The 21,957-nt window shown below is 64.8% G+C and carries 32 protein-coding genes and 2 tRNA genes; 22 read left to right on the top strand and 12 right to left on the bottom strand.

Features of this window, described 5'->3' with window-relative positions:
• Window positions 1-19: 19 nt before the first annotated feature.
• Together ACREPD_RS05495 and ACREPD_RS05490 are read right to left on the bottom strand one after the other, a co-directional pair.
• Complete coding sequence (locus tag ACREPD_RS05495) at window positions 20-385, bottom strand: hypothetical protein (protein ID WP_431598371.1); 366 nt, start codon at window positions 383-385, stop codon at window positions 20-22.
• Between the two features lie 133 nt (window positions 386-518).
• Window positions 519-728, bottom strand: coding sequence for a hypothetical protein (locus ACREPD_RS05490; protein WP_431598370.1), 210 nt, complete (start codon window positions 726-728; stop codon window positions 519-521).
• A 72-nt stretch (window positions 729-800) separates the two neighbouring features.
• Here ACREPD_RS05490 and ACREPD_RS05485 point away from each other — a divergent pair, with 72 nt between their 5' ends.
• The 21 genes from ACREPD_RS05485 (at window position 801) to ACREPD_RS05385 (ending at window position 10,268) form a co-directional block, all read left to right on the top strand.
• A complete protein-coding gene (locus tag ACREPD_RS05485) occupies window positions 801-1,289 on the top strand; it encodes a helix-turn-helix domain-containing protein (protein WP_431598369.1) in 489 nt (162 codons plus the stop codon).
• Window positions 1,240-1,593 carry a hypothetical protein gene (locus tag ACREPD_RS05480; protein ID WP_431598368.1) on the top strand — a complete coding sequence of 118 codons (354 nt, stop codon included), beginning with the start codon at window positions 1,240-1,242 and terminating at the stop codon, window positions 1,591-1,593. The genes ACREPD_RS05485 and ACREPD_RS05480 overlap by 50 nt, the downstream gene beginning before the upstream one ends.
• Before the next feature lie 4 nt (window positions 1,594-1,597).
• A complete protein-coding gene (locus ACREPD_RS05475) occupies window positions 1,598-1,795 on the top strand; it encodes a hypothetical protein (protein ID WP_431598367.1) in 198 nt (65 codons plus the stop codon).
• Between the two features lie 131 nt (window positions 1,796-1,926).
• Window positions 1,927-2,139 (top strand): hypothetical protein, encoded by a 213-nt coding sequence (locus ACREPD_RS05470; RefSeq protein ID WP_431598366.1) that lies wholly within the window; start codon window positions 1,927-1,929, stop codon window positions 2,137-2,139.
• 3 nt (window positions 2,140-2,142) lie between these two features.
• Complete coding sequence (locus ACREPD_RS05465; protein WP_431598365.1) at window positions 2,143-2,439, top strand: hypothetical protein; 297 nt, start codon at window positions 2,143-2,145, stop codon at window positions 2,437-2,439.
• Window positions 2,436-2,636, top strand: a complete 201-nt coding sequence (locus ACREPD_RS05460) for a hypothetical protein (protein WP_431598364.1) — start codon at window positions 2,436-2,438, stop codon at window positions 2,634-2,636. The genes ACREPD_RS05465 and ACREPD_RS05460 overlap by 4 nt, the downstream gene beginning before the upstream one ends.
• Window positions 2,633-2,824, top strand: coding sequence for a hypothetical protein (locus ACREPD_RS05455; protein WP_431598363.1), 192 nt, complete (start codon window positions 2,633-2,635; stop codon window positions 2,822-2,824). The genes ACREPD_RS05460 and ACREPD_RS05455 overlap by 4 nt, the downstream gene beginning before the upstream one ends.
• Complete coding sequence (locus ACREPD_RS05450) at window positions 2,821-3,063, top strand: hypothetical protein (protein WP_431598362.1); 243 nt, start codon at window positions 2,821-2,823, stop codon at window positions 3,061-3,063. The genes ACREPD_RS05455 and ACREPD_RS05450 overlap by 4 nt, the downstream gene beginning before the upstream one ends.
• A gap of 112 nt (window positions 3,064-3,175) precedes the next feature.
• A complete protein-coding gene (locus ACREPD_RS05445) occupies window positions 3,176-3,397 on the top strand; it encodes a hypothetical protein (protein WP_431598361.1) in 222 nt (73 codons plus the stop codon).
• The gene (locus tag ACREPD_RS05440) at window positions 3,385-3,642 is read left to right on the top strand and encodes a hypothetical protein (protein WP_431598360.1); all 258 of its coding nucleotides are present in this window, start codon (window positions 3,385-3,387) and stop codon (window positions 3,640-3,642) included. Before ACREPD_RS05445 ends, ACREPD_RS05440 begins: the two co-directional genes overlap by 13 nt.
• Before the next feature lie 30 nt (window positions 3,643-3,672).
• Window positions 3,673-4,566 (top strand): ATP-binding protein, encoded by an 894-nt coding sequence (locus ACREPD_RS05435; protein WP_431598359.1) that lies wholly within the window; start codon window positions 3,673-3,675, stop codon window positions 4,564-4,566.
• A 2-nt stretch (window positions 4,567-4,568) separates the two neighbouring features.
• Window positions 4,569-5,153 (top strand): hypothetical protein, encoded by a 585-nt coding sequence (locus ACREPD_RS05430; RefSeq protein ID WP_431598358.1) that lies wholly within the window; start codon window positions 4,569-4,571, stop codon window positions 5,151-5,153.
• Window positions 5,154-5,240: 87 nt separating this feature from the next.
• Window positions 5,241-5,426: a hypothetical protein gene (locus tag ACREPD_RS05425; RefSeq protein ID WP_431598357.1), complete on the top strand. Its 186-nt coding sequence runs from the start codon at window positions 5,241-5,243 to the stop codon at window positions 5,424-5,426.
• Window positions 5,423-5,668, top strand: a complete 246-nt coding sequence (locus tag ACREPD_RS05420) for a hypothetical protein (protein WP_431598356.1) — start codon at window positions 5,423-5,425, stop codon at window positions 5,666-5,668. The genes ACREPD_RS05425 and ACREPD_RS05420 overlap by 4 nt, the downstream gene beginning before the upstream one ends.
• Window positions 5,665-6,063 (top strand): hypothetical protein, encoded by a 399-nt coding sequence (locus ACREPD_RS05415; RefSeq protein ID WP_431598355.1) that lies wholly within the window; start codon window positions 5,665-5,667, stop codon window positions 6,061-6,063. The genes ACREPD_RS05420 and ACREPD_RS05415 overlap by 4 nt, the downstream gene beginning before the upstream one ends.
• The gene (locus tag ACREPD_RS05410) at window positions 6,060-6,698 is read left to right on the top strand and encodes a hypothetical protein (protein ID WP_431598354.1); all 639 of its coding nucleotides are present in this window, start codon (window positions 6,060-6,062) and stop codon (window positions 6,696-6,698) included. The genes ACREPD_RS05415 and ACREPD_RS05410 overlap by 4 nt, the downstream gene beginning before the upstream one ends.
• On the top strand, window positions 6,698-7,198 hold the full coding sequence (locus tag ACREPD_RS05405) for a hypothetical protein (protein WP_431598353.1): 501 nt from the start codon (window positions 6,698-6,700) through the stop codon (window positions 7,196-7,198). The genes ACREPD_RS05410 and ACREPD_RS05405 overlap by 1 nt, the downstream gene beginning before the upstream one ends.
• Window positions 7,195-7,740: an HNH endonuclease gene (locus ACREPD_RS05400; RefSeq protein WP_431598352.1), complete on the top strand. Its 546-nt coding sequence runs from the start codon at window positions 7,195-7,197 to the stop codon at window positions 7,738-7,740. Before ACREPD_RS05405 ends, ACREPD_RS05400 begins: the two co-directional genes overlap by 4 nt.
• Window positions 7,737-8,909, top strand: coding sequence for a DNA cytosine methyltransferase (locus ACREPD_RS05395; protein ID WP_431598351.1), 1,173 nt, complete (start codon window positions 7,737-7,739; stop codon window positions 8,907-8,909). Before ACREPD_RS05400 ends, ACREPD_RS05395 begins: the two co-directional genes overlap by 4 nt.
• Window positions 8,896-9,216 carry a helix-turn-helix domain-containing protein gene (locus ACREPD_RS05390; protein WP_431598350.1) on the top strand — a complete coding sequence of 107 codons (321 nt, stop codon included), beginning with the start codon at window positions 8,896-8,898 and terminating at the stop codon, window positions 9,214-9,216. Before ACREPD_RS05395 ends, ACREPD_RS05390 begins: the two co-directional genes overlap by 14 nt.
• Before the next feature lie 32 nt (window positions 9,217-9,248).
• Window positions 9,249-10,268, top strand: coding sequence for a tyrosine-type recombinase/integrase (locus ACREPD_RS05385; protein ID WP_431598428.1), 1,020 nt, complete (start codon window positions 9,249-9,251; stop codon window positions 10,266-10,268).
• On the opposite strand, the gene ACREPD_RS05380 is transcribed toward ACREPD_RS05385, so the two are convergent.
• Together ACREPD_RS05380 and uvrB are read right to left on the bottom strand one after the other, a co-directional pair.
• Window positions 10,219-10,293, bottom strand: a tRNA-Val gene (locus ACREPD_RS05380). The genes ACREPD_RS05385 and ACREPD_RS05380 overlap by 50 nt on opposite strands.
• Window positions 10,294-10,399: 106 nt before the next feature.
• On the bottom strand, window positions 10,400-12,424 hold the full coding sequence (uvrB, locus tag ACREPD_RS05375; protein WP_431598349.1) for an excinuclease ABC subunit UvrB: 2,025 nt from the start codon (window positions 12,422-12,424) through the stop codon (window positions 10,400-10,402).
• A gap of 164 nt (window positions 12,425-12,588) precedes the next feature.
• Here uvrB and ACREPD_RS05370 point away from each other — a divergent pair, with 164 nt between their 5' ends.
• A complete protein-coding gene (locus ACREPD_RS05370) occupies window positions 12,589-13,125 on the top strand; it encodes a GspH/FimT family pseudopilin (protein ID WP_431598348.1) in 537 nt (178 codons plus the stop codon).
• 45 nt (window positions 13,126-13,170) lie between these two features.
• Here the strand turns inward: ACREPD_RS05370 and ACREPD_RS05365 are convergent.
• The 8 genes from ACREPD_RS05365 to ppnN all read right to left on the bottom strand — a co-directional run bounded on the left by ACREPD_RS05365 (window position 13,171) and on the right by ppnN (window position 21,716).
• Window positions 13,171-13,247, bottom strand: a tRNA-Asn gene (locus ACREPD_RS05365).
• Between the two features lie 53 nt (window positions 13,248-13,300).
• Window positions 13,301-13,699: a type IV pilin protein gene (locus tag ACREPD_RS05360; protein ID WP_431598427.1), complete on the bottom strand. Its 399-nt coding sequence runs from the start codon at window positions 13,697-13,699 to the stop codon at window positions 13,301-13,303.
• A gap of 41 nt (window positions 13,700-13,740) precedes the next feature.
• A complete protein-coding gene (locus tag ACREPD_RS05355; RefSeq protein ID WP_431598347.1) occupies window positions 13,741-17,490 on the bottom strand; it encodes a pilus assembly protein in 3,750 nt (1,249 codons plus the stop codon).
• Window positions 17,491-17,500: 10 nt separating this feature from the next.
• Entirely contained in the window at window positions 17,501-18,019 is a 519-nt protein-coding gene (locus ACREPD_RS05350) for a pilus assembly PilX family protein (protein ID WP_431598346.1), read from the bottom strand.
• Between the two features lie 2 nt (window positions 18,020-18,021).
• On the bottom strand, window positions 18,022-19,167 hold the full coding sequence (locus ACREPD_RS05345) for a PilW family protein (protein ID WP_431598345.1): 1,146 nt from the start codon (window positions 19,165-19,167) through the stop codon (window positions 18,022-18,024).
• 11 nt (window positions 19,168-19,178) lie between these two features.
• Entirely contained in the window at window positions 19,179-19,652 is a 474-nt protein-coding gene (gene pilV / locus ACREPD_RS05340) for a type IV pilus modification protein PilV (protein WP_431598426.1), read from the bottom strand.
• Window positions 19,652-20,164: a GspH/FimT family pseudopilin gene (locus ACREPD_RS05335; RefSeq protein ID WP_431598344.1), complete on the bottom strand. Its 513-nt coding sequence runs from the start codon at window positions 20,162-20,164 to the stop codon at window positions 19,652-19,654. The genes pilV and ACREPD_RS05335 overlap by 1 nt, the downstream gene beginning before the upstream one ends.
• Window positions 20,165-20,327: 163 nt before the next feature.
• A complete protein-coding gene (gene ppnN, locus ACREPD_RS05330; protein WP_421570137.1) occupies window positions 20,328-21,716 on the bottom strand; it encodes a nucleotide 5'-monophosphate nucleosidase PpnN in 1,389 nt (462 codons plus the stop codon).
• Window positions 21,717-21,957 lie beyond the last annotated feature (241 nt).

Here is a 21,957-nt window from a genome sequence, read left to right as displayed (position 1 = left end):
GTTGTGTGGATAACTTGGCTCACGGCCAGCGGATCCCCAGCTTGTTGAGCGTCCCGCTGAGTGCTTCGAGGTTTTTCTGCAGCTCGGCCATGGCCTCCGCCGTCGCGGCCTCGGGCGTGATCAGGTAGCGCTCCATCAGGTAGTGGATCGGGGAGACATCGCGCGTCTCGGCGATGTACTTCTCCAGGTCGTCGATGGACAGGCCACGCGGCTTACCGCCACTGTCGGCGCCGACCAGCTTCTCGCTCAGCTTCGACGGGGCCATGTCCAGGCGCCCCGCCACTGCTGTGACGCCTGCGCCGCTGTAAACCTTGCTGGCGATGTGCTCCCGCAGGGTGCGGTTGCGGGTGAGGCCGTCTTCGTAGGTAATCGTCAGGCTTTTCATGCACTTATCTCTTCGGTGGGAATGCGGGGGTATTCGTGTTCCCCTGCGTTCCCCTGGTCGGTCACGAAAATGGCCGCTCACCGAAACAGAGAGCAGCCAGTTGGAAATTCAGGTCAGGGAAGACGAGGCCATTTCAGGCGGCCTTCTTGCGGCGGACAGCGGTTGCGATGGGCTTGAAGAGATCGGGGCGCTTCTTAGCAGCTCGCCAGCACCAGGCGTCGGGCAGCTCGTCCCCATCCTCCCGGCCAGTCATCGACTGCCGGGGAAGCCCGAGGAATCGGGCGAACTCGGCGTTGGTGCTGATGCCGAGAACCTGCTTTGCGTGCGCGATGGTCGGGTTCATAGGCGACAGTCAATCATAGGTTACTGCACACAGTCAACCGTAAGTTACCGGCTCCCGGAAATAATTGTTTACATGATCGGAGACCGCCTCAGAGAGCTGCGCCTGGACGCTGGGTTGAACCAGCCTGAATTCGCAGCGATAGCTGGCACCACGAAGCAATACGTGGGCCGGCTGGAGAATGGGTCGAACAAAACCCCGAACCCGAAGTTCATCGAGGCATGGGCCAAGCACTGCAACGTGCGCATGGAGTGGATCACCTCTGGTGCGCTGCCCAAAGAGGCCGGCGGCCGGTCGTCTCAATCTGCGCGACCCGACTTCGAGATGATCGCCTCCGCGGTGAACGTGCTCAGGCACTACCTGGAACTGGTCGGCGATCCACCCGAGTGGATCCACGACCCTGTTCTTTTGGAAACCGCGTACATGGTCGCGGAAGAGTTCGGCAAGCCTGTGGCACCGGATAACGTCCTCGACCTAACCAAGATTCTGGCAAAGCGTATGAGGGGGATTAAGGATGACGATGAACACCAGGTTCGAAGAGCTCGCGCAGCGGCTGGCGGCTAGAACTCAGGAATTGCGCGGGGCGGCGGCCCTGATCCCCTCACTATCGATCGTCCCTGTCGAACCTGCCCGGATGGATTACCTGCACAGGGAATCCCATTGCCGGATGATTCGGCACATCCGCCGCCGCTGGGGCATGTCGATGCAACAGATCATCGACCATGCCTGCTTCGGCCTGGTTGGCATTGAGCAGCTCCCCGATGACGACCTGATCCAGCTGCACAAGGACCTTGAGCGCGCCCAGGAGTGCATGCTGGACGGCGTATCGTTCGAGGACGCTGGACTTCTTCGCTCCCGCTACGGATGAGCCCATGACCGCCTATCACTGGATCACGATTGCCCTGCTAATCGGCGTGACGCTGGAAGCATGGGCTGCGCGCCTTGCGGCACGGAAGGCGGTCCGAGCCGCCGAAGAAGTGAAGATGGAATTGCAGTTGCTGCGCCATATGCTCGATGACCGGCTGGCTGACATCAACGCCGAGCTGCGCTCCTCGACCTCCGATTCCTGAACAAAAAATAAGTCATTCATAATTTACTCTGGCTGTTGAGTAACTTTTTGTTGACTCTCTTAAGTAACCGATGCTTTACTAGCTCCATCGCCCCACGACACCCTCAACCGAGGCCAGGGGCAGGAGACGAGATGGAACTGGCAACCAACGATCTGGCCTCGATCCGCTTCCAGGCCATCGCACGAAACGAAGGAATCGTCGCCGAGGGCCGCGATTGCTTCGGCCTTGGCCTGACCCGCGAGCAGGCCGCCCAGCGTGTCATGGAGGCCCGTTGGCCGACCCTGAGTGAGCGCGCCGCCCATGAGGCAGCCATAGCCCGCTACGAAATCGTCGTGGAGGCCTGAGCCATGCGCGCCGACCACCACATCGCCCGTAACGATTCCGAGCCCGAGCTCAGCGAAGACGCGTACCAGTTCGCGTGTGACCACGTCGCGGCGGAGCTGGAGTCGGAGGCCGATACGGCACAGCTGGTAGCAACGCTCAGCGGCGCTCGGCACGTGATGAGCCATCTGTCCGGGCAGGCCATCCCTTCCCATCTGGCTCCGTATTTCCGCGAGCTGGCCGACCTGATTTCCAGCATGTCGGACCGGGTGGACGCGGAGATGCGCGCCTACAACCAGGGCGAGTACGAGGAGGCGGCATGAAGGTCATCACCGAAACCTACGCCCACACCGGGCTGACCATCGAGATGGTCGAGTTCGATACTCCGGCCAAAGAACAGGTGTCGTCGATCAAGCAGGACATCGCCCGCCACCAGGCCGCTCTCAACGCGCGGCAGGCAGCAGCAGATGCGCGCGCCGCCGCGAAGGTGGCCGCCGCCTACAAGGAGAACGCAGCATGACCCGCTTCCAGCTCTTGCGCTTCCAACAGCTTGTGGAGCAGCGCGCCGAACAGCTCGGCTACTGCCGGGTGACGCAGCTGATGTTGGCCCGGCATGCGCACCCCTGCGGCCCCGGCTCGCTCCGCGTTCAGGCCCACCAGGTTGTCCCCTACCCCTACCAGTCGGCCACCGCGCCGGGTGCAGCGTGAGCGGCTCGGTTGATGTGCTGGCGGTGATCGAGGCTGCTGCGCGCAGTCTCTGGATCGAGGGCCAGCCAGTGAACGCCCATGCTGCCGATTTGATTTCCGCCCGCGCCGCAGTCGCCGAGCTGATCGGGGCAGACGAGGAATACGACGCCGCGCGGCTGTCAGGCAATTGCATCCGCCTGGGGGAAGCGGTAACTCGCCGCCGCGCCGCCCTCGCCCGCGTCAAAGGAGCCGCAGCATGACCGTCAACCCCTACCGCGAGGCGCTGATCGATACCGCGCTGGCCGTCGTTGGAGCGCTGCTGTGCATGGCCTTCGGCGCGGTCGTCTCCCTGCTGATTCAGGGGTTCGTGTCGTGACGCCCGGCAGCGAGTTGGACCGCCTCTTTGCCCAGGAGCTGCGCGCTATCCCGAAGCCCGATCCGCTGGCTTCACTCAACGTCACGCGGGTCACCTTCGACGGCAAGCAGGTCAAGGCCGAACGAATCTATCCGCGCGACATGTACCTCGACCCGGTAGACGCCGACGAAGCAGTGCACGGCGTCTGCGTGCAAGGAGACGACACATGCGCCACCTGATCGCCCCGTTCTTCTGCGCGCTGGCTGTCGGCCTGTTCGTGGCCCTGCTGATTCGCGCGGTCCGCACCGACGCCGCCAGCTTCGTGCTGATCGCCATGGCCGGCATCGCCTTCTTCGCCTACCGCGCCGTGGTCGAAACCCGCCGCGCGTGGCCCTCCTTCACCCGCCACCTGGCACGACGCCGCGAGATGCGCCGCGAGGCGCAGGTGATCCGGATCAACCCGCCGAACACCGATATCCACTGACCCTCACAACTGCCAACGGGAGTTCTAACCATGGCACTTCGCATCATCCGCTCCACCGACCCGATCACGGTCAGTCGCCTGAACGTCTGCATCTACGCCGCGCCCGGTTTGGGCAAGACGTCCATCTCATTCACCGCCGACAAGCCGCTGCTGCTGGATTTCGACCGTGGTGCACACCGCTCGGCCAACCGCAAGGACACCGTGCAGGTCGAGCGCTGGGAGGACGTGGCAAACATCACTGCCGATGACTTGGCCGACTTCAACACTGTGGTGGTGGATACCGCTGGCCGGGCGCTGGACACGCTGACTCCGGACATCATCCGCCGCAATCCGAAAATGGGGCGTGGCGGCTCGCTGACCCTGCAGGGCTTCGGCCAGCTCAAGTCCGAGTTCGTGGCGTGGCTGAAGCACCTGAACACGCTCGGAAAGGACGTGGTGCTGATCGCCCACATGGACGAGCAGCGCAGCGGTGACGAGATCATCGAGCGCCTGGACGTCCAGGGTGGCAGCAAGGGCGAGATCTACAAGGCTGCCGATGCCATGGGCCGGCTGTCGATCCGTGACGGTCGCCGGATGCTGAATTTCAGCCCGACCGACGCGGCATTCGGCAAGAACCCGGGCCAGCTGGAGCCGCTGGAGGTTCCGCATCCGGAGCGCGATCCGGTGTTTCTCGCCACCGTTATCCAGCAGATCAAGGACCGGCTGAACGCCATGACCGAGGCGCAGCGCGAAGCCCAGGCTGTGCTGGAGAAGTGGCGCGAAACCTTGGCCGACGTGGAGGACGCTCAGGGCATTAACGATCTGATCGAGAGCGCCAAGGCCAACAGCAAGGCCGTGCAGGTTCTGCTCAACGACCGCGCAACCGCGCTCGGCCTGGCTTTCGACAAGAAGGCCGGCGAGTACGCAGCGCAGAAGGCGGCCTGAGCATGCTGGCCCGCGTCTCCAGCATCGAGGCGTTCCGGAAGTGGCGGGACGCTGAGGACCAGTCGGTAGAGGACCTGGTGCGTTACATCACCGTGGACAAGCCGACCAAGGCCATGGTGGCCGGCACGGCGTTCCATGACGCGCTGGAGAACTCGGTCCCGGGCGACTACGAGGTACTGGAGGCGCTGGGCCATAAATTCCATCTGCCCGATTGCGAGCTGGTGCTGCCGACGATCCGCGAGGTGCGGGCGTATGGCCAGTACGGCGGCCTGACGGTGACCGGCAAGGTGGATTGCTTGGACGGCAAGCGGGTGGACGACCACAAGACGACCAGCCGGTTCGACGCCGAGCGGTATCTGGCCGGCTACCAGTGGCGTTTCTACCTGGACCTGTTCGGAGCCGACGTCTTCCGCTGGAATGTGTTTGAGCTGAAGGAAACCAGCGAGCAGGAGTACCGCGTCTCCGCCCCGCAGTTGCTCGAAGTCACACGGTATCCCGGCCTGCACGACGACTGCATGCAGTTGGCACTCGACTACCTGGCATTCGCACGCGAACACCTCCCCGATAGTTCGCGCCCACTCAACTAGCTCCCCAGCTGCCCGCTCCCCACGGGCAGCGCCACCCGCGCCGGCCGGGCTCCCCAAATTCCGGCAACCTCATTCACGGAGTCCAGCATGCAAAACCAGCTCGACATCTTCGACCACGACCCGGCGGTACTGGCTGCCAAGCACCGCGAGGCCGCGCAGTTCGCGCTCACCGCAGGCGACCAGGGCTTCTTCACCGCCCAGGAGCGCTACGACCACCTGACCTCCGAGGCCGAGCGCCTGGAGCGTCTGGCTGCGATGCAGGTGGCCGCGTGAGCCGTGACATCAAGGTTGGCCCCTACAAGTTCGTCGGCAGGTCGAACATGCGCGCCGGCCACGCCCGTGCCGCCCTTTACGCCCACGTCGTCGAGGGGAAGCTGGTCAGCACTGCGCAGATCGCAAAGCGTGTCGGCGTGTCCATGGCGGCCGCCTACGACCGGGCCAAGCGCGGGCCGTTTCCACTTACATGGTCGAGCCTGGAGAAGGCGCGGCTGAACGCTAAACAGGAAGGTGTGTGATGGGGATTCAGCGATGGGATTGGGACGATCTTTCGATGATTTCAGATTCGGAAGGTGACTTTGTTCGCCACTCACATTATGAGGCTGAAGTGGCCCGCCTCCGCGCTGAGCTTGGCGAGGTTAATGAGCATTTTTCACGGTACAGAGAAGGAGCTATCGAACACGCAACCCTTATCGTTACCGAGAACAATTCGCTCCGCGCCGAGCTGGCTGCGAAGAGTAAGGATGCGGAGCGGTATGCGTTCATCCGAGATGCCGACCGTAGTGACGCACTTATTCCATATGACTCGCTTTTGATGTTTGCAGGCCAATCACTTGATGAAGAAATTGATTGCGCAATCGGAACGCATAAGGCATGGGTTCGATTTCAAAAGGCCATGGGAGAGCAGGCATGAACGCCAAGATCACTGATGCGTGCCAACGTTGCGGCCGTTGCCGTGATGGCGACTTCGCCAACTGCAAGAATGCGCGAAGCCTTGCGGCGTCCCCTGAATTTCATCTTCGTGACGTGGCGGACATGCTGGACGAACAAAAGCAGGCTGAAACACTTAGGCGCGCGGCTGACCGTATACCCGAGCAGCAGCCGCACATGCAGCCCTCGGCGGTGGGTGATTCGCGGGCGCAGTGGCCGTTCGTAGAGTCGCCGGGTGAGTTTGCTGACCGGCTGCGCATCGCCCTTCGCGAATTCGACCTGCTGGGCGCTGTCCGGAACGTCCTGATCGAGAATCCACCCGCCCTCGCCGCAACCGGCACGCAGCAGGTTGGGGAGGTGCAGGGGGCTAAGTTGAGCCAGATGGACCCGTGGAGCATCGCCGAAATGGTTCGCACAGACCTTGACCGCCAGTCGTGCCCCGACGCTTACATGCGCATCGCGATGGAATCGGTGGTGAAGCACCTTACAACCATTCAGCCCATGGGTGAAAAATGGCACAGCCCGCTCGCCCGGGTTGCGGATGCCTACGGTGTTACTGGTACGTGGGAGCAGATCGCGGAAGCCGTCATCGCCGCCCGCCAGCCGGAGGTGAAGTGATGGCTATCGTTGATATCGGATACGAGAAGTGGCAGAAGGATTTCGAGTCCCAGTACCCGGACCTGTTCAAAGAAGGTTCGTTGACTGGGCCGGGAACCGCACTGCGCCGTGACCTCATGCGAACGGCCTACATGGCTGGCAAGAAAGCCGCCTGCCAGCCGGCGGGTGAGGCGGAGCCGTTCTGCTATCTCGGCGAATACGATGCGGATTACATCGAGCGAAACCGACCGGGGCAGGCGCAGTGCGTTCTGTTCAAGGGCCGCCACCCAAAGAAGTCCGTCCCGTTGTTCCGCGTCGCCGCGCCCGCCCAGCAGCCCGCGCAGGCCGTGGACCTGGGGCAGTTCCGGGAGGCCGTTGAGTGCTGGCTTTGCGACAGCCGAGGGGCGATGCGAAGGGCGTCAAATGCAGTCGTCAGAGAGATTTTCCAGAAGCATGTGGCCGATGCGGAGGGCCTTCTGGCCCTGATCGACAGCCAGTCCTCAGCGCAGGGGGTGGGGTGAACAAGTTGCCGATTGCGACTCTGAAAGAGTTCCTGAGAGTTGATTCAGACACTGGGATTCTCCGCTGGATCAAAGATGTGCCCAGGGGCGCGCGGTCGGGTGCCGTTTGTGGCTATGAAACCCGGGGGTATATCAGGGCAGAGGTCTTGGGGGTAAGGCTGTCGGCTCATAGAGTGGTGTGGGCGATACACACAGGGGAATGGCCTCCAGATGACATGCAGATCGACCACATCAATGGTGTGAAGACGGATAACCGGCCCTGCAACCTGCGTCTTGCGAACAACAGCCAGAATCAGTCAGCCGCTCCATCGAGGCGTGGAGGTTCTGGACTTCGCGGAGCATCCTGGGACAAGCGGAACGGCCGCTGGAAATCGAAAATCATGAAAGGAAAGAAGCCAATCCACATTGGATATTTCGACACAAAGGAAGAGGCCCATGAGGCGTACTGCCTAGTAGCCAAAACTATCCATGGGGAATTCAGCAATACGGAGTGCGAGCCTGGCGCGCGCGACCTGCGGACGAAGCTGGGGGAGACCGGGTGAATTACTACAACGAGTTTGACCCCTACGCCGCGCAGTGGCTGCGCAACCTGATCGCCGAAGGTCTGATCCCTGCCGGCGACGTAGACACTAGGAGCATTACCGATGTTCAACCCTCCGACCTCGCCGGATACCGGCAATGCCACTTCTTCGCCGGCATCGGCGGCTGGTCCCTCGCAGCCCGACTTGCTGGGTGGCCCGACGATCGAGAACTCTGGACCGGCTCCGCGCCGTGCCAGCCGTTCTCCGTCGCGGGTAAAGGAAAAGCCCAGGCTGACGATCGGCACCTGTGGCCCCACCTTTTCCGGCTCGCCCGTGCCCGCCGGCCCGCTGTCCTCATGGGAGAGCAGGTTGCGGCGGCGGTTGGCAAGGACTGGATCGACGGAGTGTTCGCTGACCTGGAAGGAATCGGCTACGCCTGCGGGGCGACCGTTGTCCCGGCTTGTTCCGTCGACGCGCCCCATCGCCGGGATCGACTCTGGTTTGTGGCCCACGCCGATGGCGCACGAAGCGCGGCTGGGCTACCAACGTCGACGCGGGGACACGAAGGGCTCGCAGGAATCGCTGACCACAGTGGTGGTGAGCGTGTCAGCGCCGCTGGACGATCCCCGCATTGCGGGCCTGTGGCCGACGCCGACCGCCTCGCTCGCAGACAAGGGAGTGAGATCGACGGAGGGTGCGATCAGGGAAGCGGCGCGGAACCATGGCCCCGATCTGGCAGCGGTGACAGCAGCGGCACTGTGGGCCACGCCTACGTCGCTGGCGCCGGCGAAGAACGTGAACAACGAGGCCGGCAACTCGGCGGGGCTGGTGTCGATCCGGGCGCACTTGTTGCACCTCTGGAATACACCGGTAGCCGACGACACGGGGATGCGCACGAAACCGTATGCGCAGGGCGGAACAGCGCTATCGCTGATGGCAGCAACCACGCTTGGGCTGGCGCCCACTGGCTCATCGGTCACGACGGGAAAGCCCGGCGCTTTGAACCCAGCATTCGTCTGCTGGCTCATGGGGTTCCCGCCCGAGTGGGACGCCTGCGCGCCTACGGCAATGCCATCGTCCCGCAAGTCGCGGCCGAAGTGATCGGCGCCTACATGGACTGCTACCCCGAGGCCGAGAAGATCATGGCCCACGCTGGTGGGCGAAAGGAGGTGCGTGATGGGAGCAGCTGAACGTCTGCCGGAGCTATTCACTGAGGCGGCTGCAGCCGAGTACCTTGGCATCGCAGAGGTGACCCTGCGCCGCCGGCGGACTGCCGGGCAGATCGGCTTCACCCGTATCGGCCGCGCAGCGAAGTACACCGAAACCCACCTGATGAACTATCTGGAGCAGCAAACGTGTCAACCCGCTTCCGCCTCGGCGACTACTGGATTGAGCAGCGCAAGGGCTCAACCGTCTGGCAGAGGGCGTGGCGCGACGCCGCTGGATGCAAGCAGCGCGCTTCGCTTGGCACAAGAGATTTTGATGAAGCCAAGGTAGCCCTGGCCCAGTGGTTCGTTGAGAACGCCGCCATGAAGGATCAGGCGCCATCCGACGTGCTGCTGAGTACCGTGCTGACCCGCTACATGCACCAGCACGGAGCCGACCTCGCCAGCAGCGATAGCGCCAGCCGGGGCGTGGACCTCTGGAATGAGTTCTTCGGCCCTCGGGCCACCGTCGCGGAGGTCACCATCCCGCGCCAAGAAGAGTTCATGAAGTGGCTTGCGGAGCGCGAGTACTCAGACGGCTACGTTCGACGCATGCTGGGTGTGGGCAAGTCCGCCCTGAACCGGGCATGGAAGCGCGGCGAGATCACGCAGGTGCCGTTCGTGGAGCTGCCGCCCATCGGCGAGGCCTACCCGCACTATGCGACCCGCGACCAGATCGTGCGCCTGCTCAACGCGGAGATGCCCGAGCACATCTGGGCTTACTTCCTGGTGCGCCTGTGCACGGCGTGCCGCGGTGATGCAGCGCGCGACCTGCAGCGCTTCCAGATCGACACGGAGGCCGGGCTGGTGCACCTGAACCCGGCCGGCCGCCGCCAGACCAAGAAATACCGCCCGACGGTGCCGCTGCTCCCGGCACTGGCGGCGCACCTGAAGACGGCCAAGCCAGAGGCGCACCTGGTGCACTGGCACGGCGCCCACATCAAGTCGATCAAGACCACGTGGCGGAAGCTCCGCAAACGCGCCCTGCTGCCTGCCTGGTTCGTCCCGAAGACGGTGCGCCATACCCTGGCCACGTGGCTGCGTCAGCGCGGCGTGCCGGCCTGGGACGTGTCTGGGCTGCTTGGCCACCATGCCGGCGGCACGACGGACACCTACGCGAAGTTCGACCCGACATACATGGGTCCAGTTCGGCAAGCGCTGAACGAGATTATTGAAGATCTGGGGAAGGATGTTCCAAGACTGCGTGCCCTGCTTGGGGTCACTGTGGGGTCACCTTGCGTGACCCTTGAATCTACTCTTTCCACTCCGAGCCTTGAGGTATCTGGCTTGAGAGTGGTGGGCGGTACAGGGTTCGAACCTGTGACCCCTACCATGTCAAGGTAGTGCTCTACCGCTGAGCTAACCGCCCGTTTGTCTCGCTGCCCCGCTGCAATTGCGTCGGTGCAGGCCGCGTATATTACGGACACCCTGCGTGAAGAGCAACACTTTTGTGAAGGTATTTCACAACGCGTTGTTCAGCCCAGGCTGGCCTCCTTCAGCTGGCGGATCTGGTCGCGCACGCGCGCCGCATCTTCGAATTCCAGATCGCGGGCGTGCTGGTACATCTTCTGCTCCAGCGCCTGCAGCCGCTTGGCGATCTGGGCCGGTTCGAGGGTGCGGTAATCCACCGCCTCTTCCGCGACCCGCCCGCCCTTGCCCTTGCCTTTGCCGCGCGCCTCTTTCTCGGCCGCATCCGAGCGCGCGCCTTCCAGCACATCGGTGATCGGACGCAGCACCGACTTGGGCACGATGCCATGCGCGGTGTTGTATTCCACCTGCTTGGCGCGGCGGCGGTCGGTCTCGTCGATCGCGGCCTGCATCGAGCGCGTCATCTTGTCCGCATACAGGATCGCCTTGCCGCGCAGGTTGCGTGCGGCGCGGCCGATGGTCTGGATCAGCGAACCGGTCGAACGCAGGAAGCCTTCCTTGTCGGCATCGAGAATCGCCACCAGCGACACCTCGGGCATGTCCAGGCCTTCGCGCAACAGGTTGATGCCAACCAGCACGTCGAACTTGCCCAGGCGCAGGTCGCGGATGATCTCCACGCGTTCGACGGTATCGATGTCCGAGTGCAGGTAGCGCACGCGGATGCCGTGCTCGGTGAGGTACTCGGTGAGGTTCTCGGCCATGCGCTTGGTCAGGGTGGTGACCAGCACGCGATCACCCAGCTTGATGCGCTCGTTGACCTCGCTCATCAGGTCATCGACCTGCGTGCCGACCGGGCGGATCTCCACCACCGGATCGATCAGGCCGGTCGGGCGCACCACCAGCTCGGTGATCTCGTCGGCCGCTTCGCGCAGCTCGTACGGCCCCGGCGTGGCCGACACGTAGATGCTGCGCGGGCAACGCGCCTCCCATTCCTCGAACCGCAACGGGCGGTTGTCCAGCGCCGACGGCAACCGGAACCCGAACTCCACCAGGGTCTCCTTGCGCGAGCGGTCGCCCTTGAACATCGCGCCGATCTGCGGAATGGTCACGTGCGATTCGTCGATCACCAGGAGGGCATCCGGCGGCAGGTAATCGAACAGGGTCGGCGGCGGCTCGCCCGGCGCCTTGCCGGTGAGATGCCGCGAGTAGTTTTCGATGCCGTTGCAGAAGCCCACTTCGGCCATCATTTCCAGGTCGAACTGGGTGCGTTGCGCAAGGCGCTGCGCCTCCACCAGCTTGTTCTGCTCGTACAGCTGTTCCAGCCGCACCTTGAGCTCGGCCTTGATGGTATCCACCGCCGACAGCACGCGCTCACGGGTGGTGGCGTAGTGGGTCTTGGGGTAAACGGTGTAGCGCTGCAGGCGGCGCAGGCTCTCGCCGGTGAGCGGATCGAACATGCTGATCTGCTCGACCTCGCCATCGAACAGTTCGATGCGCACCGCCTCGCTGTCCGATTCGGCCGGGAAGATGTCGATCACCTCGCCGCGCACGCGGAACGTACCGCGGTGCAGCTCGTACTCATTGCGCGTGTACTGCAGCTGGGTGAGGTGGTTGATCAGGTCGCGCTGGTCGATGCGCTCGCCGGTGGACAGGATCAGGCGCAGCGACAGGTAGTCTTCCGGCGCGCCCAGGCCGTAGATCGCCGAGACCGTGGCCACCACGATGGCGTCGGGCCGCGACAGCAGGGTCTTGGTCGCCGCCAGGCGCATCTGCTCGATGTGCTCGTTGATCGAACTGTCCTTCTCGATGAAGGTGTCCGACGACGGCACATAGGCTTCGGGCTGGTAGTAGTCGTAATAGCTGACGAAGTACTCCACCGCGTTGTGCGGGAAGAACGCCTTGAACTCACCGTACAGCTGCGCGGCCAGCGTCTTGTTCGGCGCCATCACCAGGGTGGGCTTCTGCACCCGCTGGATGACATTGGCGATGGTGTAGGTCTTGCCCGAGCCGGTCACGCCGAGCAGGGTCTGCTTGGCGACACCGGCCTCGAAGTTGGCCGTCAGCTTCTCGATCGCCGCCGGCTGGTCACCCGCCGGGGAATACGGAGATACAAGTTCGAAGCGATCGCTCATGGTGCCGCCATTGACTGGGCCTTCCATTATACCGGGGGCAAGAGTGACGGCCGGCTGAGGGGGAGCCTTACCGCACGCAGCGCCGCTGCCCGATAAAAACGCGCCCGGGCACGCGGCACGGTGGTGCTTTCCGCCACCGGCGCTGCCCCATGATGCCTGCCCTCATGATCCCTGCCCCCGCCCGCCGCGCCCTGCGCGGCTTCACCGTCCTGGAACTCGTGGTGGTGCTGGCGATGGTCGCTCTGCTCTGCGCCCTGGCCTACCCCTCGTTCATGGACGCCGTCGGCCGCCTGCGGGCGGACCTGCTGCGCATGCAGCTGGTTTCGGTGTTCAACAGCGCCCGCAGCACGGCGATCACCCGATTCCAGCCGATCGGGGTCTGCCCCAGCGACGACGGCCGCCAGTGCGGCAGCGAGTGGAGCCGCGGCTGGATCATCCATCGCGACCACGGGCCCGGCACGCCCACGCTGGCGCCGGAGGACATCCTGCATTTCCGCCCGGGCTACCGCGACGAACGACTGCTCGCCCGGTCCAGCCAGGGGCGCACGCGGCTGCGCTTCCAGGCCGACGGGCGCAGCAGCGGCAGCACCCTCACCCTGGACATCTGCGCCGGCGAGGCGATGCACAGCCAGGTGATCGTGAACAATGTGGGGCGTACCCGCTCAACGCGGCTGCGCGAGCCCGCCGAATGCCGCTGGTAGCCCAAAACGACAAAAGCCGCGATTGCTCGCGGCTTCTGCAGAAACTGGCGCCCGAAGTTGGACTCGAACCAACGACCCCCTGATTAACAGTCAAGTGCTCTAACCGGCTGAGCTATTCGGGCGGGGACGCGAATTCTAGACGTTCATTCGTGGCGTTGCAACATCCGGCGGTGGCTTACCAGCAATCCAACGCCGTGGTGTTGGCCGGGGTCTTCACCCCGGCCTGGTTCAGCGTGATGGTGCCGCAGGGATCCTTGGCCTGGTCGCCCTGCGGAACCGCCGTCAGCGTGAACGTGTTGGCCGTGGGCGCCGAGACGGTGACCTGGTACATCGCCTTGCTGCCATCGCGGGGCGAGGCAATGCTGGTGGCGTTGTTTTCCACGAACTTGAAGTTCATGTAGCTGTTGTTGAGCGTGTGCTGGCGTTCGGCGCGCTGCGCGTACTCCACCAGCTCCGCCTTGGCCGCGGCGCGCTTGGACTTGCGCACCTGGGCGGTATAGGACGGATAGGCAATGGCCGCCAGGACGGCGATCACGGCCACCACGATCATCAGTTCGATGAGGGTGAAGCCCATGACCTTGCGCGGGTTGCGCCCCTTCAGGGAGGAAAGCTTGCTCACTGGATCTGTCTCCACGATTGGCGACCACAGGCATAGGGAACGTACAGAATTTCCGCACCGAACTTGACCGGGCCGACGCACACATTTTCCGGCACGGTCGGCGGACCCGCAGGCGCGCCCGGACCGGACCCCAGCGCGGGCGGCGTAGGCCTCGGCAGCGCGAACGCATTGGCATTGGTGATCGGCGAACCATCCTTGGACGAGCTCTTGAAGCCGGCCGTGCCCACGTCAAAGGCGGTGCCCGTGGGCGAACCCAGCGTGGCACGACCCAACGCACCGGCGCCGGTGAGCGGTTGCAGGCCAAACAGCCAGTTGTCACCCGGCACCGCGCAGTCCGTGGAACCGGACGTTGCCTGGTCACGCGGCACGTAGGTCGGCATGTACACGATGCCGTTGGACAATGACGGCGTGCCCACGAATCGCTCCCGGTATGCCAGGTCGATGTACCAGCCGCGCGCGTTGGCCGGTGCGGACGTTGTGGTCAGCATGCGCCGCGTATTGCTGATGGCAGCGGAGTAGCCGGTGAGATTGTTGCGCGTCAGCGTCGTGGAAATCGGACCCGCGGTGACGTCGTTCACCCCATACAGCGACTGCAGCGAGCTGTCCTTGGGATCTTCGGTGAAGACGAAGCTGCCCGTGCCGAAGTACAGCATCACGCCACCGTTGCTGCCGTTACCCGCGGTGATGCCACCGGTGATGGGCTGGCGCAGGGTAAGACCGCCGTCGGTGTACGGACGGGTGGTGAACAGCGGCGTGGCGATGTTGCCGGACGAGCGCAGGTCGAACTTCCACACCGCACCCTTCTGGTCGGTGCCGTAGACCGTATCGGAGTAGCCGTCGCGGGTACGCACGTTCTGGCCGGTACCGCCCCAGCGGTCGACGACCACGATGCTGCTCAGACCATTGCTTCCGGACGGCACGCCCGTGCCGGTCTCGACCGCTTCGATCATGGTGGCGGCGCCGGTGCCGATGTCGACGACGAAGAGCACGGCCTTGCCACTGGCACTGTTGAACCCGTTGCCGAAGATCGCCTTCCAGGAGGCCACGCCTGCCGAATTCAGCACGGGGACAATCACCGGCTTGCCCAGCACGAACCCGATGTTGGCGCGCACGGCAGCCGGAAGATTGGTGTCCAGGTCGCTGATTTCCCACAGCTTGCTGGCGGCAGTGAAGGCCGTACCCGCGGTCACGTCCAGGCCGAACACGCTGCGGCCGCCGGCACCGGAGGAACCCACCAGGGTGGTGTGCCACGCCCCGCCGTAGTTCGTATCACCCACCGTGATCTGGCCATCGACGTAGTACTTGTGCTTGAACTTCTGACCGGTCTTGGAGGTCGGGTCGTACGGGTACAGCATGTTGCCCATGTGCCCCAGCGCCGTGCTGGGAATATAGGCGAAGGCTTCGGTGCCGCCGCCGGCAACGGTGCCGCCGGCCGCGTTCAGCCCGCCGTTGAAGCCGTGCAGCATGCCGTCGTTGGCGCCCACGTAGACCATGTAGGTGCCGTTGGCCGCCTTGTTGGTCAGGAAGCTCGCGTAGCTGCTTGCCAGCGTGCCGCCCAGGCGGCGGTAGCCGTAATCGTCGATCGGCGAGGCAGCCACCGGGGTGGAGTTGATGATGTCGCCGAGCCGCGTGGTGCGGTCACGCATCGTGCCACCGTTGCGCTTCTCACGGCCGACATCGCCGCGCAGATAGCTGACGGCCGTCGCTGCGTTTGCACCGGTGAACGTCGTCAGGTCGGCCGCGGTGCACAGCGACATGCCGGCGTACTGCGACGGCTTGGTGCAGAGGTCGTCCAGGGTCACGTTGCCCGCCGTGAACTCGCGGGTGGTGCCTGCCTTGGTGAAGAAGATGCGGCGAGAGGCCGCGGCCTGCATCTCGGCACTGGCCTCCCAGTACTTGGTCTCGACCACGGCGCGGGTGGTCGCGTCGACCGAGAGGCGGTTGGCGCTCAAGGTGCTCGCCCAGTCCGTGCCCTCGCTCTTGATGTCGTACCGCGATGCGACCGCAAGCGATCCGGCACCGATCCGGGCGCCGCTGGCCCCCGTACCGCTCGCTGGTGCACCGACCGACCCCACCGCCGAGAGCACGCGGCTCATGGCATTGGTGATGTCCACCGGGGTGCGCGCATTGATGTACTCACCGCGCGTGTTGACCGCGGCGTGCCAGATGTCGTCGACCGTGCTGCGCTGGTCGTCCTGGCGCGGCGGCCAGTTTCCGTAGATCGCTGCGTCGGTGTACGGATTCTGCTTCAGGTCCGGGTTGAACAGGTTGCCGCGTGCGCCCAGGGTGACGCCGTAGAAGTTGATGTGCAGGTTGGTCTGGCAGTCCAGCGTCTTGTCGGTACCCGCATCGCAGGCGGCCGGCACCGGAACCTTGCCTGCCGGCAGGTCGGGGCGCAGCGGCGGATTGCCGCCGTTGTTGACGTAGAAGCGGGAGACGATGTCGGCCATCGTATCGGAGTTGCCGTCGCTGAACGGCGCACCCATGCCCTGGTCCGTATTGCCCACCGACGGGCCGCCACCGTTGCTGAATCCGTCGGTGAACAGCATGACGGCATTCTTCTGGCAGGAGTCCGCGATCGGCGCGCCCGGGGAATCGGTGCGGGTGAACTGCAGTGCCGCCGCGTTCACTGCCTGCCGGTTGGGCGTGCCGCCGCTCGCCGTCAGTGCAAGCATGTCGGTGTACAGCGCGGCCTTGTCGGCCGGGGTACCCATGTCACGCATGGTCAGCCGCTTGTTGGTCGCGGTGCCGCTGTCGTAGCTGGTGTTCTGGTTGATCCGGAAGTAGCCCACGCGCAGCTCGGTGACCGGCGCCATCGAGCGGGTCATACCGGCGATCATGGCGCGATTGCGGTTGCCGTAGTAAGTGAACCAGTTGGCGAAGTTGTTCGCGGCGGCGGAATTGTTGCCGGCATTCGAGATGGTGTACTTCCACATCGTGCAGCCCGTGCCGCAGGCATTGGCCACCTTGAGGCGCGCAACATTGTCGTAGACGCCGGTCGTGCCCATCAGCTGCGGATAGGCATCACCATCGTTGGTGTACGGAACGTAGAAGGTCGCCGGCCGGTACTGGATCGACGCGGTGATGATGCCGCCGTTCCAGGTGCCCTGGGTATTGAAGGTGGTGGTGTTGCCGTTGGCATTGTTGCGGATGGTCGTATTGGCCTGGACCACCATGCCGTTCTGCATGCGGAAGCTGTCGTCGGCGGCCGTGCTGTAGTAGTCGCTGACCAGGTTGACGGTGGTCGCCGCGCCCGTGGGCTTCGGGTCGATCCGCGCCTTGGTCGGGTCGCTCTGCGCCATCTCCTGGGTGCCCGACTGCATCCAGGGGTCGTACTTCACCGTAGGATCGTAGTAAGTCGGGTTGTACGCCGACGACCGCGCGAAGCCCAGCGAATCAAGCGGCGGGACGCCGTAGTAGCTGTTGATGCGCGGTCCCGGCAGCACGAAGAAATAGTCGCAGTTGCCGGCGGTATACAGCTGGCCATTGGCGTCGAAGAAGCTCTGCCGCGTGGTGTTCCAGCACCCCTCGCCGTCCATGCCGGGGAACTGGGTCTGGAAGTTCATCGAGCCCGAGTCATCCACCGCCATGATGAAGGCGGGGGTGGAGTTGACCTTGGTGGCCAGGGGTTCCTGGGCCAGCGTGCCCTGCCCCTGTGCCGCGATCAGGTTGTAGCCGACCAGACCGAGTCCGATCACCGCTACCGCCGATCCGGCGGCGGTCCATTTGAATTTGCGCGAAGCCATGGCCGCGTCCTCAGAGCTTGAAAATGGTATCGATGACCGACGACGACGTCGGGTTTGCCGGGTCGTCGGCGGAATACGCGGTGATCTGGTAGGACGCCGCGGCGTCATCGTTGGGCAAGCCTTCGTCAAGCGCGTTGCCGCCGGGACCGCCGCACTTGTCGATGCGGCGCACGTTGACGGCAGGCACGGCCGAGCTGGCCTGCGAACGCCCCCAGGCAACCGGATCGAAGCCATCCTCACAGTTGGTGGTGATGGACGTTGCGCTGACCAGGCTGCCGGTGGGCAACGCGGTGCGGTCGGTGATCGCTTCCGCGGCGCGCTCGGCATTTCGCACCACGCCTTCCGTGTTCTGGAACGAACGGCTGGCGGCACGATAGTTGGAAGCCATCTTTTCCTGCATGCCGGCGACCTGCATGCCTGCCACGCCCAGCAGGGCGAGCAGCAGCAACATGATCAGCGCGACGTACAGCACTGCACCGCGCTGATGGCGCGCAGCGGTGGGAAAACGAGGATGCGAAGGACGGTTCATGGTCAGTTCCCGAACAGACGATTGCGCAGGGCAACGCTCACTTCATAGGCCGTGCGGTACCGGCCATCGGTCGCCGCAGCCTGGTCATAGGTCATGCCGAGCACCCCCAGCTGGGCCGGCGTATCGGTCGGCTTGGAGTTGGCATTGGTTCCAATGCGATCGGCGCTGCGCGCCACCAGCCCGACCTGGACCATGCCGACGCGGCGCCACTGCCCGGCACCGGTGGCATTGGCGGCGGTGGTGACGCCGGATGCGATGTTCTGCACGGTGACGTTGCCGGCAGGCGGAGTCGCCGCGACGATGTCCGTCGTGGCATCGAGCCCGTACATCAGCTGGAGGTTCTCGATGCCTTCCACCAGCTCTTCGTTGATCGCATACGCACCCGCCGAGTTGGCGCGCGCGCGGCGCAGCCCCGGGCCATTGGTGCCGTTGCCGATGTAATAGACCATCGACTCGGCGCGGTACACCATCGTCGGTTCGGGCTGCGGCGCATAGCGGGTGAAGTCCACCGTCGTCCCGGTGATCTTGCCGGCGGTGGTGGTGCCGGCAAAGATATCGGCCGAGTCACAGTTGGCGATGCCAAACAGCGTCGGATTGGCCACGCCACCTTCGGTCAGCCGCGTCCAGCGTGCCGCATCCACCGTCAGGTCCTGGCCGTTGATCGCGGTCACCGGCACGCCTTCCGGGGCAAAGAAGCGCAGCACCAGGATGTCGCTGCCTGCAACCGGCGCCGGGTTCAAGCCGCTGATGGACGTCGGCAGTCCGGTCGGAATCGCGCCCCCGCCCACCGCCAGGGTGTTGGTCGGCCCGGTGTTGCCCGCTTCATAGCCCTGGATGGCCACGGAGAAATCCAGCGGACTGCCACTGCCGGTGGCGGCAGTCAGGTTGTTCTTCAACGCACCGGTGCCCTTGATGAAGTGCGCCTGGTCGTTGACGCAGCCGGTGTGCCCGGCCATGCGGATGTCACGCTCCAGGAAATCCAGCGCGAAGCGGCCATTTTCCTGTGCGCGCGCAACACCTTCGGAAAGGCGCGAGGCGGAATGGGAGGCGATGAAGATCTGGGTGATGCCCAGCATCAGGATCAAGCCGATCACCAGCGCGATCATCAGCTCGACCAGGGACAGACCAGCCTGGCGGGTACGGAACATGTGCGGCCCTTTCATAGCTGGGTCTGGATGGCGAAGGTGGTGGCGGCGTCCGGCGCGGTCTTGCTCCATCGCTCGTCGGCCCAGCTGATCGCGATGTTGGCCACGCCGTTGTCGACCGTGACCGTGGCCGAGGCGTTGTCGCCCAGCGCCTTGACCACCTGGCACTGCCAGCGGGTGATGTTCTGCGCCAGGGTGACCGTGCCGGTCTGGCGTGCACACACGCCAGCCGCCGTCTTGGTGCCCGACGCGAAGCTCGCGTTGGCATACCACGCCGACTGGAAGCGGTTGCTGCGCATCTGCTCGCTGAGGTCGTAGGCCAGGTTGGTGGCCTGGGTGCGGTAGTTCGCGCTCTGCACGTAGCGCACGCTCATGGTCTGCAGCAGCGCGAAGCCGAGCAGGCCGAACGCCAGCACCACCACGGCGACCAGCACTTCCAGCAGGCTGAAGCCGCGCTGGCGGCCGCGCGGACGATAGGACTTGCGGATCACGGGCATGCTCCCTTGACGGTGGTTACCTGGCCGGAGGCATTGACGGTCATGGTGCTCAGCAGCGGCTGGCTGCCGCACTTGGTCGGACGCAGGGTGACGACCTGGTCGGCACCCGCGCGTCGGCGGCCTCGCGCGTCGAAGGCAATGGGCGCCGCCGGGCCGGTCACGGTCAGGGCGCTGTTGAACGCGGTGTAGCGCAGCACGGGCTCACCGGCACTGAACGCACCGTCGCCGTTGGTGTCGCTGAAGGTCATGATGCCGACGCCCCACTGACCGTTGCAGGTGGTGCCGTTGCTGCTGCCGCAGACCACCCCGCCCTGGTTGTTGCGGATCGCATCATTGCGCGCGAGGTTGACCATCCCGATCAGCTCGTTGTGGGCGGTGGCCGCACGGCTGGAACGGATCAGGTTCTGGAAACTTGGAAAGGCAATAGCGGCCACGACCCCCATCACGACAAGCGTGATCATGAGTTCGACCAACGTGAAGCCTTTCGACCGGCGTGAAGACATGGGACGCTCCCCAGCGTGATGACATGGACAATGGACGCCCTGCCGCCCGGCGGCAAGCGACAGCAGGACGAACGGTCGCCCGGAGGCGACGGGCGTCAAACCGTTGACACCGCTTGGACTGAAGGGGGTGCGGCGGCCCCTCGGGCCACCCCACCCCGCCCGGTCAGGCCAGCACCCGGTAGCAGGGCTGGTATTCGCCGGAGATCTTCATGCGGCGCTGTTCGACGAAGGCACGCAGCAGTTCATCCAGCGCCTGCATCATGTCCGCATCCCCGTGGATCTCGAACGGACCGAACTGCTCGATCCGGCGCATCCCGTCTTCCTTCACATTGCCGGCCACGATCCCGGAGAAGGCCCGGCGCAGGTCGGCCGCCAGCGCGTGCGGCGGGCGCCCGTGGTGCAGGTCCAGCGCGGCCATCGCCTCGTGGGTCGGCACGAACGGCTGCTGGTATTCCCACGGGATCTCGATGGACCAGTTGAAGAAGAACGAGTCCTTCTGCACCAGGCGGTGCTCGCGCACGCGCTTGATGCCGGCCGACATCTGGCGGGCCACGGCCACCGGGTCGCCGATGATGATCTGGTAGCGCTCGGCCGCGGCATCGCCCAGGGTCAGGCGGATGAAGCGGTCGATCTGTTCGAAGTACGGCGCGGCCACGGTCGGGCCGGTCAGGATCAGCGGGAACGGCAGGTCCTTGTTCTCGTCGCGCAGCAGGATGCCGAGCAGGTACAGGATCTCCTCGGCGGTGCCCACGCCGCCGGCGAACACGATGATGCCGTGGCCGATGCGCACGAACGCTTCGAGACGCTTCTCGATGTCCGGCATGATCACCAGGTGGTTCACGATCGGGTTCGGCGACTCGGCCGCGATGATGCCCGGCTCGGTCAGGCCGATGTAGCGCGTGGTGTGCTTGCGCTGCTTGGCGTGGGCGATGGTGGCGCCCTTCATCGGCCCCTTCATCGCACCCGGGCCGCAGCCGGTGCAGATGTCCAGCCCGCGCAGGCCCAGCTCATAGCCGACCTGCTTGGTGTACAGGTATTCGTCGCGACCGATCGAATGGCCGCCCCAGCACACCACCAGGTTCGGGTCGCCCGGGTTGAGGATGCGCGCATTGCGCAGCAGCCCGAACACCGCGTTGGTGATGCCCTCGGACGACTCCAGCTCGGCCGCGTAGGCCGGGCCCATCTCGATGGCCATGTAGGCCAGGTCGCGCACGACCGCGAACAGCAGCTCGGCCACGCCGCGGATGATCTCGCCATCCACGAAGGCCATCGCCGGCGCATTGACCAGGTCGATGCGGACGCCACGGTCCTGCTGGGCGACCTGGATATCGAAATCCGGGTACAGATCGCGCGCGGCGCGCGGATCGTCCGAGGCACTGCCACTGGTCAGCACGGCCAGCGCGCAGCGCCGCAGCAGCTCGTGCATGCCGCCGCCAGAGGCGTCGCGCAGGCGCGCCACTTCGGCGCGCGACAACACATCCAGCCCACCGCGCGGGTAGATCCGCGCATCCTGTACCGGCAGCGTCCGCGCCGGTTTTTCGGTGATCGTCATTTCCATTCTTTTTGCTTCCTCAAGGTTGCCGACTGTACCGCTGCCCCCTTAAAAAGCAAAACGGCCGGGAAACCCGACCGTTGGATGCGTTTCTACGCCGGCAGGCCGTGTCGGGCTGCAGCGGTGCGCGGTAGTGGGCGCAACAGCCGAAGCATACAGGCTCCACCAGCAAAGCGGTAGTGCCTGCTCATGGCCAGCCTCGGCCCACCCACAAAAAAAACGGCCGGGTTGCCCCGGCCGT

It is taken from the genome of Stenotrophomonas sp., assembly GCF_050737075.1.
Taxonomy (GTDB): Bacteria; Pseudomonadota; Gammaproteobacteria; order Xanthomonadales; family Xanthomonadaceae; genus Stenotrophomonas.
Note: the sequence above shows the minus strand (reverse complement) of the source record. Positions and strands in the feature narration are given on the sequence as shown.